Source organism: Nocardioides terrae, from assembly GCF_900112345.1.
Lineage (GTDB): Bacteria > Actinomycetota > Actinomycetes > Propionibacteriales > Nocardioidaceae > Nocardioides > Nocardioides terrae.
The window spans coordinates 227,440-244,959 of sequence record NZ_FOLB01000001.1; the positions used below are offsets into that span (position 1 = coordinate 227,440).

Here is a 17,520-nt window from a genome sequence, read left to right on the forward strand (position 1 = left end):
CCGCTCCTCTCGCGGTCGTGACCGGCGCCTCGACCGGCATCGGTCGCGCGCTGGCGAAGGAGTTCGTCGACCACGGCTTCGACATCGTCATCGCCGCCGACGAGCCCGCGATCCTCGAGGCGGCCGCCGAGCTGGCCACACCGGACCGTCGGGTCGTCCCCGTGGAGGTGGACCTGTCCACCGCGGAAGGCGTGCAGGCGCTCTACGACAAGATCGACCGCACCCCCGACGCGGTCGCCCTCAACGCCGGGATCGGCGCCAGCGGGCGCTTCGACGAGACGAGCCTCGACGACCACCTGCGGCTCGTCGACCTCAACGTCCGGTCCACCGTGCACCTCGGCCAGCTGCTCGTCCGCGACATGGTGCGCGCCGGCAAGGGGCGCCTCCTGGTCACCTCGTCGATCGCGGCGGTCGCGCCCGGGCCCTACCACTCGACGTACGCCGCGTCGAAGGCGTTCGTGCACTCCTTCGCCGAGGGGATCCGCGAGGAGCTGAAGGGCACGGGCGTCACCGTCACGTCGCTGATGCCCGGGCCGACCGACACGGAGTTCTTCCGCCGCGCCTCCATGGAGGACACCCCGCTGGGCCGGAGCGACGCGAAGGACGACCCGCAGGAGGTCGCCCACGACGGCTACGAGGCGCTGATGGCCGGCAAGAACAGCGTCGTTGCCGGCTCCGCCAAGAACCGCATCCAGGCCGAGCTGGGCACCCACCTGCCCGACGCGCTCGCCGCGCCGCTCATGGCCCGGATGACCAAGCCCCAGGACTGAGCATCCACGAACCGTCGAAGGAGACAGCATGCGAGCCGTGACCTGGCAGGGACCCAAGCACATGAGTGTCGAGGAGGTCCCCGACCCGACCATCAAGGACCCGACCGACGCGATCATCCGCGTCACCAGCACCGGCCTGTGCGGGTCCGACCTGCACCTCTACGAGCCCCTGAGCCCGTTCATGACCGCCGGCGACGTCGTCGGCCACGAGCCGATGGGCATCGTCGAGGAGGTCGGCTCGGAGGTCGGCGACCTCAAGCCCGGCGACCGGGTCGTGGTGCCGTTCAACGTCAGCTGCGGCTCGTGCTGGATGTGCGAGCGCGGCTTCCAGAGCCAGTGCGAGACGACGCAGAACCACGAGCACCACACGGGCGCGAGCCTGCTCGGCTACAGCAAGCTGTACGGGCAGGTGCCCGGTGGCCAGGCCGAGTACCTGCGGGTGCCGTTCGCCGGCTACGGCCCGATCAAGGTGCCGGAGGGTCCGCCCGACGACCGGTTCGTCTACCTCTCCGACGTGCTGCCCACCTCCTGGCAGGCCGTGGAGTACGCCGGCGTCGGACCCGGCGACACGCTCCTGGTCCTCGGCGCCGGTCCGATCGGCGACATGTCGACGCGCATCGCGCTGCACCGCGGCGTCCGCGTCATCGTCGCCGACCGCGTGCCCGAGCGGCTCACCCGCGTCTCCTCCCGTGGCGCCGAGGTGATCAACATCGACGAGGCCGGCAAGGAGCTCGGCGACCGGGTCCGCGAGCTGACCGGCGGCCGCGGCACCGACGCCGTGATCGACGCGGTCGGCATGGAGGCGCACGGCTCGCCGGTGGTCGAGATGACCCACAAGATGGTCGGCCGGCTGCCCGATGCGATCGCGCAGCCGTTCATGAAGAAGGCCGGCATCGACCGGCTGGCGGCCCTGATGAGCGCCTTCGACGCGGTCCGGCGGGGCGGCACCGTCTCGCTCTCCGGCGTCTACGGCGGGGCGATGGACCCGATCAACATGATGCAGCTCTTCGACAAGCAGGTGACGCTGCGGATGGGCCAGGCCAACGTCCGGCGCTGGAGCGACGACATCCTCGACCTCCTGACGCAGGACGAGGACGTGCTCGGCGTGGAGTCGTTCGCGACGCACCACCTGTCACTCGACGACGCCCCGTCGGCGTATGCCGACTTCCGCGCCAAGAAGGACGGCATGGTGAAGGTGCTGTTCAACCCGTGAGCGGCCCGATCCGGCGGATGCCGCTGTACCGCCACGTGAAAGCGGGTACATGATCGACTCGACCATCCCCACACCCTTGGAGGAACCATGACCGACGGACCGCTCAGCGACGACGACCTGACCACCACCGGCGCAACCGGTCCCGACGCCTCCGTGGGCGGCGACGCCGACGGCACCGACGGCGACGGCACGGACGGGACCGACGGCGACACCACCGATGGCGACGGGACCGACGGGACCGACGGTGACGCCACCGACGGTGACGGCACCGACGGTGGCGACAGCGACGGGACCGACGCCTAGATGACCGCCTCCTCCTCGGAGCCGGTCGTCGGGTGAACGCCCTCGACCTGCTCAGCGGTGACGCCCAGACCTTCCTCGCGAAGGTCTGGGCGTCCCGCGTGCACCTCCACCGCACCGAGCCCGACGAGCTGGTCGGGCTGCTGTCCCTCGACGACGCCGACGCGCTCCTCACCGACACCGCGATCCGGACGCCGGCCGTCCGGGTGGCCAAGGACGGCGCCGTCCTGGCCGAGTCGTCCTACACCCGCCACGCGACGATCGCGGGCAAGCAGCTGACCGGGCTCGTCGACCCGCGCCGGGCGCTGGAGCTCTTCGCCGACGGCGCGACGATCGTCCTCCAGGGGCTGCACCGCTACCACCCGCCGCTGACCCGGCTGGTGGCCGAGCTCGAGCTCGCGCTCGGACACCCCTGCCAGGCCAACGCCTACCTCACGCCGCCGGGCGCCCAGGGATTCGCCGTGCACTCCGACAGCCACGACGTCTTCGTCTTCCAGACGGCCGGCTCCAAGCAGTGGGAGATCCACGGCGCCGACGGTGCCGAGGAGGTCCTCCTCGAGCCGGGCCTGTCGATGTACCTGCCCGCGGGCACGCCGCATGCCGCCCGCGCCCAGGAGACCGTGTCGCTGCACGTCACCATCGGCATCAACCAGCTGACCTGGCGCGGACTGGTCGAGCGGACCGTCTCGCCGCTCCTCGCGGGCGTCGACGGTGGCCACCTGCCGGCCGGCTACCTCGACGACCCGGCCCTGCTGCGCGACGGGCTGGCCGAGCGGCTCGAGACCCTCGCCGCCGAGGTACGCCGCCTCGACACCGCGGCCGCCGTCGGGGCCGAGATCCGCCGCTTCCTCACCTCGCGCCCACCCCGGCTCTCCGGCGGGCTCCAGGACGTCCTCTCCGCGGGGTCGGTGGAGGTCACGACGCGGCTGCGCCGTCGCCCCGGACACCCGTGCGTCCTGCTCGACCGCGGCGAGCAGGTCGAGGTGCTGCTCGGCGACCGCGCGATGACCGGTCCCGCCCGGATCAGGCCCGCCCTGGAGGAGCTCCGGCTGCGCGCCGAGCTGACCCCCGCCGACCTGCCCCTGGACCCGGAGAGCAGTGTCGTGCTGTGCCGCCGCCTGGTCCGGGAGGGCCTGTTGGAGATCGTGTGAGCGTCGCCAGCGACGCCGACGGTCCAGCCGGCACCCCTGCCTGGCGCTGCGCGGCCGCGAGCCTCGACCGCGACGAGCCGGTCGCGGGCAGCGCCACCCACGTCCGTACCTGGCTGCTGCTCGAGCACGTCGGCCCCTGGGGTCGCACGGCCCTGCTCGACGCCCGCCTGCCCGACGGACTGGGCGCCGAGCTGAGCCGGCGCGCCCAGCAGCTGCGCGCCAAGATCCTCCTGATCCGGCGCTACAGCTCCGAGCCGGACAGCAGCGACGGGCTCCGGGTCTTCGCCGCGCAGGCGGACCCCGTCGCGCCGCGGCTGGAGTCAGGCCTGCTCAGCGACCCGCGCGACGTGCTGGACCTCGACCTGGCCGCACTGCGCCACGGCGGCACGACCGGCCTGTCGGCGCACGACGGAGACATCTACTGCGTCTGCACCAACGGCCGTCACGACGCCTGCTGCGCCGAGCGCGGGCGACCGGTCGCGAAGGCGCTCGCTGCGGCCCACCCGGAGGAGACGTGGGAGGTCTCGCACGTAGGCGGCGACCGATTCGCGGGCAACATGGTGGTGCTCCCCCACGGGCTCTACTACGGACAGCTCGACCCGGCCGGCGCACTGGACGTGATCGCCGCCCAGCGCGCGGGCCGGCTCGACCTCGACCGGCTCCGCGGCCGGTCGACGCACCCGATGCCCGTCCAGGCCGCCGAGATCGCGCTGCGCCGCGAGCTCGGCCTGACCGGCTTCGACGAGGTGCGGCTCACCGGCGCGACGAGCGACGGCGAGGTGACCCGCGCGGTCTTCAGCACGCCGACGAGCGGGTACGCGGTGAGGGTGCGTACCACCCGCTCCCCCGCCACGGCCGTCCGACTGACCTGCACCGCGGGACGACCCGAGCCGCCGATCGCGCACGACGTGCTCGGGATCGCCGAAGCGGGGACGTGACCGGTCGTTTGGCAGGCTGGAGAGTGTGATGACCGTCGAGTCCGAGCCCGTCGCGGGTCGCTACCGCCTGATCCGCGAGGTCGGCCGGGGCGGCATGGGCGCAGTCTGGTTGGCCCACGACGAGCTGCTCGGCCGGGACGTCGCGCTGAAGCGGCTCGGCCACTTCGAGGGGGTCCAGAGCCGGGTGCGGGCCGAGCGCGAGGCCCAGCTCGCCGCCCGGCTCAGCCATCCCAACGTGGTCACCGTCTTCGACCTCGCGGAGGACGACGACACCCGCTGGCTGGTGATGGAGTACGTCGAGGGCACGACCCTCTCCCGGCTCGCGGCCCTCCGCGACGGGCTGCCGCTCGACGAGGCGGCGGCGATCATCCGGCAGGCGGCCGAGGCGCTCCGCGTGGCGCACGCGGCCGGCATCGTGCACCGCGACGTGAAGCCGTCGAACCTCATCGTCGCGCTCGACGGGACGACCAAGCTCACCGACTTCGGCATCGCCCGCGGTGACGCCGACGACACGCTGACGGCGACCGGCATCCTCACCGGGTCGCCGGCCTACCTCGCGCCCGAGGTGGCCTCCGGGACGACGGCCACGCCGGCCAGCGACATGTGGTCGCTGGGCGGCACGCTCTTCCAGGCGGTCACCGGCCGGACGCCGTACGAGCTGGGTGACAACGTGGTCGCCGGGCTGGTCCGGATCGTGCACGACGACCCGCCGCGGCTGCCGGCCGGATCCGGGCCGCTCGGCACGGTGCTCGCGGCCACGATGGTCAAGGACCCGGCGAGCCGCTGGACCGCAGCGCAGGTGTGCGACTTCCTCGACACCGTCGCCACGGCGCCGCCCGGCGCATCGCTCCCGCTCCCGACCGACGGGCCCGACAGCACCCAGGTTCTGCCCGAGACGCCGACCGCCGCCCGGCCCGCTCGGCCTGCCCGGCGTGCACCGGCGGCCCGGTCCCGCCTGGTCTGGCCGGTCATGGCAGCGGTCCTGATCCTCGTCCTGGTGCTCGGCGGCTGGCTGCTCAGCCGGTCCCGCTCCCCGAACAACGAGCCCTCGGCCACGTCGACGTCGACGTCGGGCCCGGCGAAGGGCGCCACCGGCACACCGCAGACCTCGACCACCCAGGCCGCGAAGCCGACCGCCGAGGAGATGACGTCGTTCCTGCGCGGCTACCTCACGACCGTTACCAGCGACACCCGAGCGGCCTTCGCGATGCTGACCCCGTCCTTCCAGCAGGCGTCGGGCGGGTACGCCGGCTACGACTCCTTCTGGAAGCACGTCCACCAGGCCACCCCGAGCGGGATCCGGGCGGACCCCGAGGAGCTGACGGTGAGCTACCACGTCGACTACGCCGGACCGAAGAAGAAGGTGAGCGGCGGATCCGACGACGTACGGCTCCAGCTGGTCTACGACGGGGCCGGCCACTACCTCATCGACGGCGAGCCGAAGTGATCAAACCAGACCGATCTAGTAGACTAAACCCGTGACGATCGACGCCCTCCCTCACCGGACCCGCCACCGCATCGCCGTGATCGGCGGTGGCGCGAGCGGCGTGCTCACCGCCGTCAACCTGCTCGCCCGCTCCGACGACCCCGGCCTCGAGGTCGTGATCCACGAGGCGAGCGGCGTGGTCGGGCGCGGCGTCGCCTACGGCACCAACGACCAGCGCCACCTGCTCAACGTCCGCGCCCGGCACATGAGCGCCTTCCCGGACTCACCCGGCGACCTCCTCGACTGGGCGCTGCGGACCGGTCGCAGCGACGACCCGCAGGGCTTCCTGCCCCGCGCGGACTTCGCGATCTACCTGCAGGACCGGCTCACCGACGTCGCGGACGACCGGCTGCGCATCCGGGCCGGCCGGGTGACCGACATCGTGCGCACCGACCCCGGCTCCGACTCCGACCCGGCCGGCGGCTTCGAGATCGTCACCGAGCGGAGCCGCAGCCGCGCCGACGCCGTCGTGCTCTGCCTCGGCAACCAGCGGCCCGCGCCCCTGCGCGACGCATCCGGCGAGCCGCTCGCCGAGGCGCCCTGGCACCTGGCGAACCCGTGGGATCTCGGCCGTCTGCGCACCCTGCCCGCCGACGCGCGCGTCCTCGTCATCGGCACCGGCCTGACCGCGATCGACACGGCTATCACGTTGCTGGAGGACGGCCCCCGCCGCCGGGTCTCCCTGGTCAGCCGGAGCGGGATCCTGCCCAAGCCCCACGTCGAGCAGCAGCACACCGCGTGGGTGACCAAGGTGCCCGCCGGCCCCCTCACCGCCGACCTGCTCGCCGCCGCGGTCAGGGCCGAGTGCGAGGCAGCGCGCCACCTCGGGGTGAACTGGCGCAACGTCGTCGACGGCCTCCGGCCGCATACCCAGGACATCTGGCGACGGCTGCCGTTGCCGGAGCGTCGACGCTTCCTGTCGGTCTACGACCGCGAGTGGGAGGTACGTCGGCACCGGATGGCCCCCGAGGTCGCGCTCCGGCTGGCGCGCTACCGCTTCGAGGGCCGGCTCACCGTCGCGTCGGGCGCCCTGCACACAACCACCGACCTCGGGGCGCGATGTGCCGTCTCGACGGCGCCGGGCGGCCCGGCTTCCGAGGTCGATGCGGTGGTGAACTGCACCGGGCCGCTCTCGGACCTCGGCCGCGCGACGGACCCGCTGCTCGTGGCGCTGCGGGACAGCGGGCTGATCGCGCCTGACCCGCTCGCACTCGGCCTCGACACGACGCTCGACGGCCGCGTGGTCGGGATCGACGGCGGCGTCGTCGGCGGGCTGTTCACGGTCGGCCCGGCTCGCAAGGGCACGCTGTGGGAGTCGACGGCCATCCCCGAGATCCGCGCCCAGGCCGCGGGTGTCGCCGCGATCCTGTCCGATCAGCTGGACGGTTCGGGAACGTCCACCTTCGAGCAGTCGACCTTGGGGTTGACGCCGAAGTAGTTGAGCGGCCCCGCCACGATGGTGAGGGCGGTGTCACCGACGTCCTTGCAGCTGACGTCGTCGTCACCGCTGAAGTAGTCACGCTGGTAGGCCGCGAACGCCCCGATCAGCAACCAGATCAGCACGATCAGTCCGATGAGTCCCCGCATGGGGAGGTCGTACCCTCTCGCGACGGCGCGCAACCGTCGGCCGCGCGTCAGAAGGTCCGGGCCGCCCAGACGACCTTGCCCTCGGAGGTGCTGCGGCTCCCCCACCGGTCGGCGACGGCCTCGACGATGGTCAGCCCGCGCCCGCTCTCGGAATCGCGGTCGACCCGGCGTCGTCGCGGCCGCAGCGGCGTGGCGTCGACGACCTCGATCAGGACCTCGTGGGGGACGTGGCGCAGGCGCAGCTCGTAGGGGCCGCGCGCGTGCCGCACCGAGTTCGTGACGAGCTCGCTGGTGATCAGCTCGAGGTCGGCCACGATCCGCTGCGGCAGCTGCCACCGCTGCAGCTGCGCAGCGACGGCGCGGCGGGCCCGCGCCACCGAGGCCGGCTCCTCCTCCAGGGACACCCTCATCAGCTGGCTGCCGGAGTCGTGCACCTTGACCACGGCCAGCGCCACGTCGTCGTTGGCCCCGTGCGCGAGCAGCTCGACGAGGGTCTCGGGCAGGTCGGCGACGGGCCGGCCGCGCAGGTCCACGAGTGCCGTCTCGAGGGCCTCGATCCGCGCGCCGAGGTCGACGCCGCGCCGCTCCACGAGCCCGTCGGTGTAGACGGTGAGGAGCCCGCCGACGGGCAGCTCGACGCGACGCGTCGCGAAGCCGACGTACCCCGACCCGAGCGGCGGCCCGTCCACCGAGAGCTGCGCGGTCGTCCCGTCCGGACGGACCAGGATCGGCGGGACGTGACCGGCGTTGGCATAGCTGAGCGAGCGATCGGTGTCGTCGTAGACGCCGTAGACGCACGTGACGATGCCCTCGGGAGCGACCTCCTGCACGATCGCGTCGAGGTTCTCGACGACCTCGCCGGGCGTGAGGTCGAGCCGGGCCAGGGCGCGCACAGCCGCCTTGATCTGACCCATCACCGACGCGGCGCGCACGCCACGGCCCATGACGTCACCGATCACCAGCGCGGTCCGGCCGCCGCCGAGCGCGATGACGTCGTACCAGTCGCCGCCGACCTGCATGCCTTCTACGCCGGGGCGGTAGAAGGTGGCCACCTCGAGCGCCTCGGAGTGCGGCTCGACGTCGGGCAGCAGGCTGTGCTGCAGCTCCTCGGCGATCGCGCGGTCGCGGGCGACGGCGTGGCGCTCGGCCGCCGCCGCGGCGTGCTGGAGCTGGATCATCCGGCGCTGCACGCGCAGCCGCGCGAGCAGCTCGCGCGCTGCGAACGGCTTCACCAGGTAGTCGTCGGCGCCCGCCTCCAGTCCGTCGGCCATGCCGTCCTCGCCGGCCCGGGCCGACAGCATCACGACGGGTACGCCGGCCAGGCGGGCGTCCTGCTTCATCCGAGCCAACAGGCCGAACCCGCCCAGGCGCGGCATCATCACGTCCGAGACGACGATGTCGACCGGCCGCTCGGCCAGCAGCTCCAGCGCCTCGATCCCGTCGGTGGCGGTGAGCACGACGTAGTCCTCGGCGAGCAGGTCGGCGACGTAGGTGCGCATGTCGTCGTTGTCGTCGACGACCAGCACGGTGGCGCGCTCGCCCCCGTGCTCTGGCCCGTGCTCGGCCCCGTGCCCGACGACCTCGTGTGGCGCCTCCGCCCCGGCCTCCAGCCAGCGGACGGTGTCCTCGACGATCGACTGACCGGGGACCGGCCACCCGAGGTCGTCGGTGGAGTCGGCCACCTGCTCGGCGGGCAGGTGGTCGTGGCCGAACGGGATCCTGACCGTGAAGGTGCTCCCCTCACCCAACCGGCTCCGGACCTCGACCTCGCCCCCGTGGAGGTCCGCGAGCTGGGCGACCAGCGCCAGGCCGACCCCGGAGCCCTCGATGCTGCGCGAGGCGGCGCGGCGGACCCGGTGGAACCGTTCGAAGAGCCGCGGCAGCTCCTCCTCGGGGATGCCGGTCCCCGTGTCGGAGACCCGCAGGACGGCACGGTCGCCGTCGGCGTCCCCCTCACGGTCCACGCTCACGGTGATCCCGCCCTCGAAGGTGAACTTGAAGGCGTTGGAGAGCAGGTTGAGGACGATCTTGGCCCAGTGGCCGCGGTCGACGTACGTCTCGCCCTCCAGCGTGCCGGTCACGGCGAGCCGCAGGCCGGCCCTGTCCGCGGCGCTCTCGAACATGCTGGCCAGCTCGGCGGTGTAGCGCAGCAGGTCGGTGGGCTGGAAGGTCGACTCGTCCCGCAACGCGTCGAGGCGGGAGAAGTCGAGCAGCGTGTTGACGAGGCCGAGCATCCGGCTGCCGTTGCGCGCGATGACCTGGAGCCGGGTGCGCTGGGTGTCGTCCAGCGGGTGCCGCTCGTCCGCCAGGGCATCCTCGGCGGGCCCGAGCAGCAGGGTGAGGGGCGTGCGCAGCTCGTGGCTGACGTTGGCGAGGAAGTCCGACTTCGCCTCGTCGAGCCGGCCGAGCGCCTCGGAGCGCTCCTTCTCCTGCTCCATCGCGCGCGCGTCGGTGATGGCGGCCGAGAAGTGCCCTGCGATCAGGTCGGCGAAGTCGAAGAAGCTCCCGTCGACGGGCCGGTGCCGGTTCGCTCCGAGGGCCAGGAAGCCGTAGGGCGTCGCGTTCATCGGGCGCGGCAGCGGGACGAGCACCGCCTTCTCCGGCGGCAGCCGCCAGACCCCCGTCGGCAGGTCAGGGAAGCGCTCGTCGATGGCGTCGACGGTCACGCGGGACCCCTCGGCCAGCCGTCCCACGGGCCAGACCGGGTCGGCATCGCCCGCCTCGATGCGCCGGGGCGCCGCCGGATGGCCCGGGTCGATGCCCGACGTACCGGCCAAGGACGCGCTGCCGTCACCGTCGAAGAGATAGGCCGCGACCCACGGCAGCGACCCCTGGTTGAAGGCCAGGTGGTCACAGCCCGCGCGTACGGCGTCGGCGACCGTCTCGGCGGTGGAGACGCGGATGCCGAGGTCCCGCAGGGTGCTGGCGCGGCGCTCGCCGACCACCTGCTCGGTGACCTCGGCGACGACACAGAGCAGCCCCTTGATCACACCGTCGTCGTCGGTCAGCGGTGAGTAGGAGAGCGTGTGGTAGGTCTCCTCGAGGTAGCCGGACCGCTCGAGGAAGAGCTGCAGCGAGTCGTCCCAGGTGGACTCGCCGGCCATCGCCAGAGCCACCCGGGGCTCGACGGACGACCACACCTCCGACCACACCTCGCGGGCCGGCCGGCCGAGCGCCCAGGGGTACTTGGTGCCCAGGCTGTCGTGGCGGTGGGCGTCGTTGCAGATGAAGGTGAGGTCGGGACCCCACGCCATCCACATCGGGAAGCGCGAGCCGAGCACGATCTGCACGGCGCTGCGCAGACTCTGCGACCACTCGTCCGGGTCGCCCAGCGCAGTCGCCGCCCAGTCGACGTCGGCGAGGTCGCGGCCGACCCGGCCGGCCGCGCGCAGCGTCTCCCGCATCGAGGTGGTCGTCATGGTTGGCCCGGTCGGCTCGGGCTAGCCCGCGAACTCCCGGTCGAGCGCCTCCTCGACCGTCGGGTGGACCGCGACCACCTTGTCGAGGCTCGTCAGCCTCAGCAGGCGGAGGACGACGTCGTTGCTGCACGCAAGGACCAGTGCGCCCCCGAGGACGTGCAGCCGTCGCCTGATCGAGACCAGCGCGCCGAGACCGACCGAGTCGAGGAAGACGTCGCCCTCGAACGCGAGCACCTGGTTGACGTGACCCTCGTCGGCCAGCTCGAGCAGCCTGGTCCGCAAGCGCTCCGCGGTGGTGATGTCGATGTCACCCGTGGCCGAGATGACGCAGGCCCGCTCCCCGATCGACACGTCGAACGAGAGCGCCTCGTCGGGGGTGGGGTCGGACTCGGCAGGCGACACGGAGACTCCTCGGAAGGCGGCGAACGAGAGCCCGTTACCCGGACTGAGGTCATTGTGCACGTTCTCCGCGCCGACTGACGCCTACCCGATCCTGGCGATTTCCCCGACTCGGCGGCCGTGCGAGCGGCGAGGCGATCTGAGCGTGGGTCGGATACCCATTCCCCTGCAAGGAGGCAGCTCGATGCGGAGACTCCAGACGATTGCGAGCGTCGCGGCGCTCACTCTCACCGCCGGCTTGGCCGGCGTACCCCAAGCCGAGGCGGCCGGCCGTCACCGAACCCTCGCGGATGGCCTGCTGAGCCCGCTCAGCCTGGCCGTCGACACCGACGGCACCACCTACTTCACCCAGAACTTCGCCGGCATGCTCGCGAAGGTCAGACGCGGCAAGGCGCCCAAGGTGCTCTACCGCGCGGCCAACGGCAACGAGGTCGGCGGCGTCTCCGCCCACAACGGGCGTGTGGTCTTCACCGAGACCGCCAGCGACCCGCAGGGCAACCCGGCCGACTCGTGGGTCAAGGTGCTCACCCGCCGGGGCAAGGCCCGCACCCTCGCTCACGTGCGCGCCTACGAGAACAAGAAGAACCCCGACGCCAGGGTTCTCTACGGCGCCCGCGGGATCAGCGGGGAGTGCGCCAGTCAGTGGCCTGTCGAGCAGGCCGGCCCCGCCGTGCACCAGGGTCTCAAGGACTCCCACCCCTACGCGACCTGGCAGAGCGGTCGGACGGTCTACGTCGCCGATGCGGCCATGAACGCGATCCTCGCCGTGCGCAAGCACCGGATCAGGACCGTCGCCGTGCTGCCGCCTGCGGCGGTGAAGATCACCGCTGAGCTGGCCGCCGGCGCCGGGATCCCCGCGTGCGCGGTGGGCCTGACCTACTACAGCGAGCCGGTGCCGACCGACGTCGAGAAGGCTCCCAACGGCTCGCTCTACGTCACCACCGAGGGCGGCGGACTCGGCGAGATGATGCCGCTCGGCGCCCTCTACCGGATCCGCGGCAAGAAGGCCCACCAGGTGGTCGGCTCGCTGTTCGGTCCGGTCGGCCTGGCCATCAACGGCCGCGGCGACGCCTTCGTCTCCCAGCTCTTCGGCGGGATGATCTCGAAGGTCAAGCACGGCACCCATCGCGCCCGCACCTTCGCGAAGGTCAACATGCCCGGTGCGCTGGACTGGCGGGGTCGGCTCTACGCGACCACCGACGTCCTCGTCGGCGCCGGAGACCCGAGCGCACCGCCGGCCGCGCCCGGCGGCAAGGTGGTGCGCTACCGCCGCTGAGCACTCCCGCACCAGGTGACGAGGGGGCCGTCCACGGCGGCCCCCTCGTTGCGCGGACGACCCCGATTTGGGGTTAACCCACCCCACCTGTAATGTTCTGTTCAGCGACGCGGGGTGGAGCAGCTCGGTAGCTCGCTGGGCTCATAACCCAGAGGTCACAGGTTCAAATCCTGTCCCCGCTACCACACAGGGAGTCCCGGACCATCAGGTCCGGGACTTCCTGCATTTCCGACCCGCTGTGATGCGCCGAGGCTGCGCGACCCCTCGCTGCAGGTCCCCGGCCGCGACACGCAGCCGTCTCGGCGTGTCGGGCTGGTGGCACGCGTGGAGCGGCTGCCGGGCGCTCGGGGGCGGCGCGGACGGCATGGCGGAGGCTAGGGAGCAAGCACGTGCCCCTCCCGCGTCACTCCAGCAGCGCGACCGCCTGCGCGACCTTGTCCTGGGCCTGCTCGAGCAGCTCCTCGCGCTTGGCGAAGTCACCGGCCTTGCCGGCGGCATCGGCCTGCGTGAAGAGGGTCTGCGCCTCGTCGAGCAGCGCGCGCGCCCGCTGCTCGGCGTTCCCGTTGGGGTTGCCGCTGGGCGTGGGCGTCGGCGAGCCGCTCGGGTTCGGCGACGGCGGACTGGTCGGAGTGGGCGTCTGAGGCGTACCCGTCGACTTCAGCGCCGACGTGATCGCGGCCTGCAGCGTCTTGCCGTAGCCGAGATGGTTGTCGTAGGAGACGAGCACGTAGGCGAGCACGGGGTACGGCGACGACGTGCCCTGCTTGGCGTAGACGGGCATGACGTACATCAGGCCGTGCGACGTCGTCGGGATGGTCAGCAGGTTGCCGTAGGTCACCAAGGAACCGGTCCCCTGGTACGGGAGCAGCGCGCTCGAGATGGCCGAGTCGTTCTTCAGGTTGGAGAACACCTGGCCCGGGCCCTGCGTCTGCTGGTCGGGGCGCTCGAGCACCTCCATCGTGCCGTACTCCGGCGAGGTGGCGTCGGAGTTGACCGTCATGACCGCCGAGAGGTTGTTGCGGCCGTTCGGCGTGAAGGTCGTGGAGAGCGACCAGACCTCCTTGTCCGAGCCCGTCTCGTCGAGGAACATCCGGTAGGGCGCCATCAGGTGCTCTCCCGGCGTGGCCGGGTCGGTCGGCACCTGCCACCAGTCGGAGCCCTGCAGGAACGCGCGGGCGTCGGTCACGTGGTACTTCGCGAGCTGGAAGCGCTGGACCTTGAACAGGTCCTCCGGGTAGCGCAGGTGTGGCAGCAGGTCGTCGGGGATCGCCGACCGGGGCAGCACGGTTCCGGGGAACGCCTTCGACCACGCGTGCAGGATCGGGTCCGACTCGTCCCAGGCGTAGAGCCGGACGGTGCCGTCGTAGGCATCGACGGTGGCCTTCACGGCGTTGCGCATGTAGTTGATCTGGTCGGTCGGCAGCGTGCGCAGGCCGGTGTTCTGCTGGAGGACGTCGTCGGTCATCTCCTGGAAGGAGTCCTTCTCCGAGCCCGGGTAGTGGTCGGTCGTCGTGTAGCCGTCGAGCACCCACTGGATCCGGCCGTCGACGACCACGGGATAGGCGTCGTCGTCGAGCGTCAGCCACGGCGCGACCTTCTCCACCCGCTGGCGCGGCGTGCGGTTGTAGAGCACCTCGGAGTTCTCGTTCATCCGCCCGGAGAGCAGGAAGCTGGACGAGCCGAACTTGATGCCGTACATCAGCCGACGGAACGTCGACCCGATCGGCACACCACCCCGCCCGTCATACGTCGTGTGGGTCTCCGCGTCCTCGCCCGACTCGGCCAGGTCCAGCTCGACGGGCGAGGCACCGTCGGGTCGGCCGACGACGGCGTAGGTGGTCGCCTGCTCACCGAAGTAGACGCGCTGCTCGAACTGGCCCGGCCCGTTCTCGACCAGGTCGTTCTGCGCACCCTGGTTGCCCTGCGCCCACTGGATCGACTCGCTCTCGCCGGAGTCGTCGAGCGGCCGCTGGTTGGCGTAGGCGGCGATCACGCCCGAGCCATGGGTGTAGGTCGTGTGCAGGTTGGTCCAGTTGCGGTCCTTGGGGTCGATGCCGCTCTGGTCCAGCTCGCGCACCCCGAGGACGAGGGCGCGGTCCTTCCCGCCGATGTCGTAGCGGTCGACGTCCAGCGGCTCCGCGAGGCTGTAGTAGCTGCGCTCCTGCTGGCTCTCCTCGAAGAGGTCGTGCACCAGCAGCGGGTCGACGAGCGGCGCCGACGCGACCTGCGCGTCGAGGTCCTGGGCGAGCGAGGCCGGCCCGGAGGCGTTCGCCTGTGCGGTGTAGTTCTGGACCATCACCTTCGAGTCGTCGATCGCGTAGGCCTGCCGCGTCGCGTCGATGTTCTTGGCAAGGTAGGGGATCTCCTTGTCCGGCGAGGGGCGCACCTGGAAGCCCTGCACGATCGCCGGCCAGATCAGCCCGAGCAGGATCGCGGAGATGAGCAGCAGGGCGGCGCCGACGCCGGGCAGCAGCCACGTCCGGCGCCAGATGTTGACGAGGAACAGCACCGCGCAGATGACAGCGATCCCGGCCAGGATCGCCTTCGCCGGCAGCACGGCGCGGTCGTCGGTGAACGAGATGCCGGTCATCTTCGGCCCGTCGCCGTGGACGAGGTCGTAGCGATCGAGCCAGTAGTCGGCCGCCTTGGCGAGCACGAAGATGGCGATCAGCGTGGAGAGCTGCACCTGCGCGCCCGGGGAGACGCGGTCGCGCTGGGACTGCAGACGGATGCCGCCGTACAGGTAGTGGACCAGGAGGGAGAGCAGCAGCGCCACGACGGACGCGGCCATCACGAAGTTGACCAGGAGGTGCCACCACGGCAGGTCGAAGACGTAGAACCCGATGTCCTTGCCGAAGTAGGGGTCGTCCTGGCCGAAGTCACCGCCGTTGCGCCACAGCAGGTAGGTGCGCCACTTGCCGGCCCCCGAGGCGCCCGCGAACACCCCCGCGATGACGGCCACGCCGACCAGCAGCCACGTGCGGATCGGGTTCACCGCGTCGCGGTAGCGCTCCAGGCCGTTGTCGCCCGCGGCGGGCTGGATGAGCGGTCGGCTGCGGTAGGCAGCCATGATCGTCGCGGCGACCGCGCCGCCCATGATCAGGCCGAAGACGAGGAACAGGCCGGCGCGCACCCGGAACAGCCGGGTGAACACGCTGCCGTAGCCCATCCGGTCGAACCACAGGTGGTCGGTCCACAGCGAGGCGAAGGTCGTCAGCAGGAACAGCGCGACGGCGAGCGCCACGGCCGTGATGACGAGCGCCCGGGTGCGCCCCGAGCCGCTGCGCGGCGGGCTGTCGCGCGGGTCGTCGTCGAAGAGCTCGCTCACGCCTGACCGTCCTCCGCCTCGGCGCCGTCGTCCTCGAGCGTGCCGCGCAGGAGCTCGACGAGCTGCGGGACGAGGTCGTCGCCCGCGACGACCTCCTCCGGGGTGTCATGGGTCCGCAGGCGCAGGGCGCAGTACGACGCCCCGGCGCGGGTCACGCCGACGACCATCCGCACGTCCTGGCGGTCCGGGTGCTGGCGCGCGAACGCGTCGGCCGCAGCCGGGTCCGCAGGGATGTCGGCGTCCACGCCCGGCGGCAGCACGAGCCGCTCGACGACCGCTGCACAACCGACCACGCCGTCGGGCCAGATGATCGTCGGGAGCGCCTCCTCGAGGGGGCGGGTGAGCTGCTCCTGCTCGACGGGCGTCAGGCTCCCCTGCGCCGAGGCGTCGTCGAGGCCCATGAGCGCGGCCAGGGCGGGCTCCTTGGCGACGAGCGACGCGGTGTCGACGAGGGCGTAGAGCGTCGCCGGCTGGTCCCACCCCTGCCCGCTGGCGTGCGTCTCCAGCTCCAGGACGGCGGCCGCCAGGGCCGGGTCGATGTCAGTGATGTCGAGGCTCATGATCCCCCTCCGCAGGTCGGCAGCTTCGCGTCATGATCCTTCGTCCACGTCTCGACGGACGTCACGGCGTCGTGCATGGTCGTCACCTCCACCAGTCTCACGTCACCCCGGGCGGCGCCGACGGCCTCGTCGCAGTTGTCCTTCGGGACCAGGAACAAGCGCGCGCCGTCGCGGTCGGAGGCTGCGATCTTCTGCTGGATCCCCCCGATCGGGCCGACGCTGCCATCGGGCTCGATCTCGCCGGTGCCGGCGATCTTCTGGCCACCGGTCAGGGAGCCGGGCGTGAGGACGTCGAAGATGGCGAGGCTGAACATCAGGCCCGCGCTCGGGCCGCCGATCGCCGGGTCGATCCCGATGGAGACGTCGAAGGGGAAGTCGTAGCCGGCGCCGACCGTCGCCCCGATCCGCGGCGTGCCGTCGTGGTCGGTGGGCGTGACGCTGACGTGCATCTCCTTGCCGTCCCGGCGCACCAGCAGGTCGAGCGGCTGGCCGGCCGGCGTCTTCCGGATCAGGCCGATGCCCTGGTCGGTGCTCGTCACCGCCGCGCCGTCGATGCTCACGAGGACGTCACGCGGCTTGAGCCTCCCGTCCGCCGGCTCGCCCTTGCCGACGTCGGCGATCGTGACGACCTCCGGGACGTCCTGGCCGAGCTCGTGCAGGGCGACGGCGGTGGCCACGTCCTGGGAGGAGGCCATCTGCGCGGCGCCCTCCTGCCGGCTCTCCTTGTCGCTCGTGCCGGTCTGGTAGACGGCGTCCCACGGATAGACGGCGTCCTTCTTGCTGACCCACGCGCCGAGCAGCTCGGGCAGCCGGACCTTCGTGTCCGGGCGGCTCACCGAGACCGTCGTCATGCGCAGCTGGCCGTCGTCGCGGAAGACCTGGTGACCCTCGACGTCGATGATCGGCTTGCCGTCGCTCTTGCCGAGCACGTCGACGGTCACACCGGGCCGGTAGACCACGTAAGGCAGCGGGCTGAGCCATGCCACCACCAGGAGCGCGATCACCAGCGGCACCGCGACGAGACCCGCGATCGTCCGCTGGGTCATCGAGGTGGCCTTCTTCACGGCGCCAACCCTCCCATGCGATGCCAAGC

Annotated in this window: 14 protein-coding genes and 1 tRNA gene; 9 read left to right on the forward strand and 6 right to left on the reverse strand. The window is 72.0% G+C overall.

Annotated features, from left to right (window positions below; all coding sequences use genetic code 11):
* Nucleotides 1-17 precede the first annotated feature (17 nt).
* The 7 genes from BM236_RS01105 (at nucleotide 18) to BM236_RS01135 (ending at nucleotide 7,296) form a co-directional block, all read left to right on the forward strand.
* Nucleotides 18-770 (forward strand): SDR family NAD(P)-dependent oxidoreductase, encoded by a 753-nt coding sequence (locus tag BM236_RS01105; protein WP_217645176.1) that lies wholly within the window; start codon nucleotides 18-20, stop codon nucleotides 768-770.
* Nucleotides 771-798: 28 nt separating this feature from the next.
* Nucleotides 799-1,983: a zinc-dependent alcohol dehydrogenase gene (locus BM236_RS01110; protein ID WP_091119224.1), complete on the forward strand. Its 1,185-nt coding sequence runs from the start codon at nucleotides 799-801 to the stop codon at nucleotides 1,981-1,983.
* A gap of 87 nt (nucleotides 1,984-2,070) precedes the next feature.
* On the forward strand, nucleotides 2,071-2,286 hold the full coding sequence (locus BM236_RS01115) for a hypothetical protein (RefSeq protein ID WP_091119227.1): 216 nt from the start codon (nucleotides 2,071-2,073) through the stop codon (nucleotides 2,284-2,286).
* A 32-nt stretch (nucleotides 2,287-2,318) separates the two neighbouring features.
* Complete coding sequence (locus tag BM236_RS01120) at nucleotides 2,319-3,434, forward strand: cupin domain-containing protein (RefSeq protein WP_091119228.1); 1,116 nt, start codon at nucleotides 2,319-2,321, stop codon at nucleotides 3,432-3,434.
* The gene (locus BM236_RS01125) at nucleotides 3,431-4,372 is read left to right on the forward strand and encodes a ferredoxin family protein (RefSeq protein ID WP_175507489.1); all 942 of its coding nucleotides are present in this window, start codon (nucleotides 3,431-3,433) and stop codon (nucleotides 4,370-4,372) included. Before BM236_RS01120 ends, BM236_RS01125 begins: the two co-directional genes overlap by 4 nt.
* Before the next feature lie 28 nt (nucleotides 4,373-4,400).
* Entirely contained in the window at nucleotides 4,401-5,819 is a 1,419-nt protein-coding gene (locus BM236_RS01130) for a serine/threonine-protein kinase (RefSeq protein WP_091119234.1), read from the forward strand.
* 31 nt (nucleotides 5,820-5,850) lie between these two features.
* The gene (locus BM236_RS01135; protein ID WP_245750060.1) at nucleotides 5,851-7,296 is read left to right on the forward strand and encodes an FAD/NAD(P)-binding protein; all 1,446 of its coding nucleotides are present in this window, start codon (nucleotides 5,851-5,853) and stop codon (nucleotides 7,294-7,296) included.
* On the opposite strand, the gene BM236_RS01140 is transcribed toward BM236_RS01135, so the two are convergent.
* The 3 genes from BM236_RS01140 to BM236_RS01150 are packed head-to-tail and all read right to left on the reverse strand — an operon-like array spanning nucleotide 7,233 to nucleotide 11,266.
* Complete coding sequence (locus tag BM236_RS01140) at nucleotides 7,233-7,445, reverse strand: hypothetical protein (protein ID WP_091119235.1); 213 nt, start codon at nucleotides 7,443-7,445, stop codon at nucleotides 7,233-7,235. The genes BM236_RS01135 and BM236_RS01140 overlap by 64 nt on opposite strands.
* 47 nt (nucleotides 7,446-7,492) lie before the next feature.
* Nucleotides 7,493-10,864 (reverse strand): SpoIIE family protein phosphatase, encoded by a 3,372-nt coding sequence (locus BM236_RS01145; protein ID WP_091119238.1) that lies wholly within the window; start codon nucleotides 10,862-10,864, stop codon nucleotides 7,493-7,495.
* A 21-nt stretch (nucleotides 10,865-10,885) separates the two neighbouring features.
* Nucleotides 10,886-11,266, reverse strand: coding sequence for an STAS domain-containing protein (locus tag BM236_RS01150; protein ID WP_175507490.1), 381 nt, complete (start codon nucleotides 11,264-11,266; stop codon nucleotides 10,886-10,888).
* Between the two features lie 181 nt (nucleotides 11,267-11,447).
* On the opposite strand from BM236_RS01150, the gene BM236_RS01155 reads away from it, so the two are divergent.
* Nucleotides 11,448-12,539: a ScyD/ScyE family protein gene (locus BM236_RS01155; RefSeq protein WP_091119242.1), complete on the forward strand. Its 1,092-nt coding sequence runs from the start codon at nucleotides 11,448-11,450 to the stop codon at nucleotides 12,537-12,539.
* A gap of 108 nt (nucleotides 12,540-12,647) precedes the next feature.
* Nucleotides 12,648-12,724 (forward strand) — tRNA-Met (locus BM236_RS01160).
* 218 nt (nucleotides 12,725-12,942) lie between these two features.
* Here BM236_RS01160 and BM236_RS01165 read toward each other — a convergent pair.
* The 3 genes from BM236_RS01165 to BM236_RS01175 are packed head-to-tail and all read right to left on the reverse strand — an operon-like array spanning nucleotide 12,943 to nucleotide 17,491.
* Complete coding sequence (locus tag BM236_RS01165) at nucleotides 12,943-15,867, reverse strand: UPF0182 family membrane protein (protein ID WP_091119244.1); 2,925 nt, start codon at nucleotides 15,865-15,867, stop codon at nucleotides 12,943-12,945.
* Complete coding sequence (locus BM236_RS01170) at nucleotides 15,864-16,427, reverse strand: PPA1309 family protein (RefSeq protein ID WP_091119247.1); 564 nt, start codon at nucleotides 16,425-16,427, stop codon at nucleotides 15,864-15,866. Before BM236_RS01170 ends, BM236_RS01165 begins: the two co-directional genes overlap by 4 nt.
* A complete protein-coding gene (locus BM236_RS01175) occupies nucleotides 16,424-17,491 on the reverse strand; it encodes a YlbL family protein (RefSeq protein WP_245750061.1) in 1,068 nt (355 codons plus the stop codon). Before BM236_RS01175 ends, BM236_RS01170 begins: the two co-directional genes overlap by 4 nt.
* Between the last annotated feature and the right edge of the window lie 29 nt (nucleotides 17,492-17,520).

Excerpts from the sequence above, each read along its gene's own strand:
- BM236_RS01110 (WP_091119224.1), top strand. The coding sequence starts at position 799 with ATGCGAGCCGTGACCTGGCAGGGACCCAAGCACATGAGTGTCGAGGAG.
- BM236_RS01115 (WP_091119227.1), top strand. The coding sequence starts at position 2,071 with ATGACCGACGGACCGCTCAGCGACGACGACCTGACCACCACCGGCGCA.
- BM236_RS01130 (WP_091119234.1), top strand. The coding sequence starts at position 4,401 with ATGACCGTCGAGTCCGAGCCCGTCGCGGGTCGCTACCGCCTGATCCGC.
- BM236_RS01140 (WP_091119235.1), bottom strand. The coding sequence starts at position 7,445 with ATGCGGGGACTCATCGGACTGATCGTGCTGATCTGGTTGCTGATCGGG.
- BM236_RS01145 (WP_091119238.1), bottom strand. The coding sequence starts at position 10,864 with ATGACGACCACCTCGATGCGGGAGACGCTGCGCGCGGCCGGCCGGGTC.
- BM236_RS01155 (WP_091119242.1), top strand. The coding sequence starts at position 11,448 with ATGCGGAGACTCCAGACGATTGCGAGCGTCGCGGCGCTCACTCTCACC.
- BM236_RS01170 (WP_091119247.1), bottom strand. The coding sequence starts at position 16,427 with ATGAGCCTCGACATCACTGACATCGACCCGGCCCTGGCGGCCGCCGTC.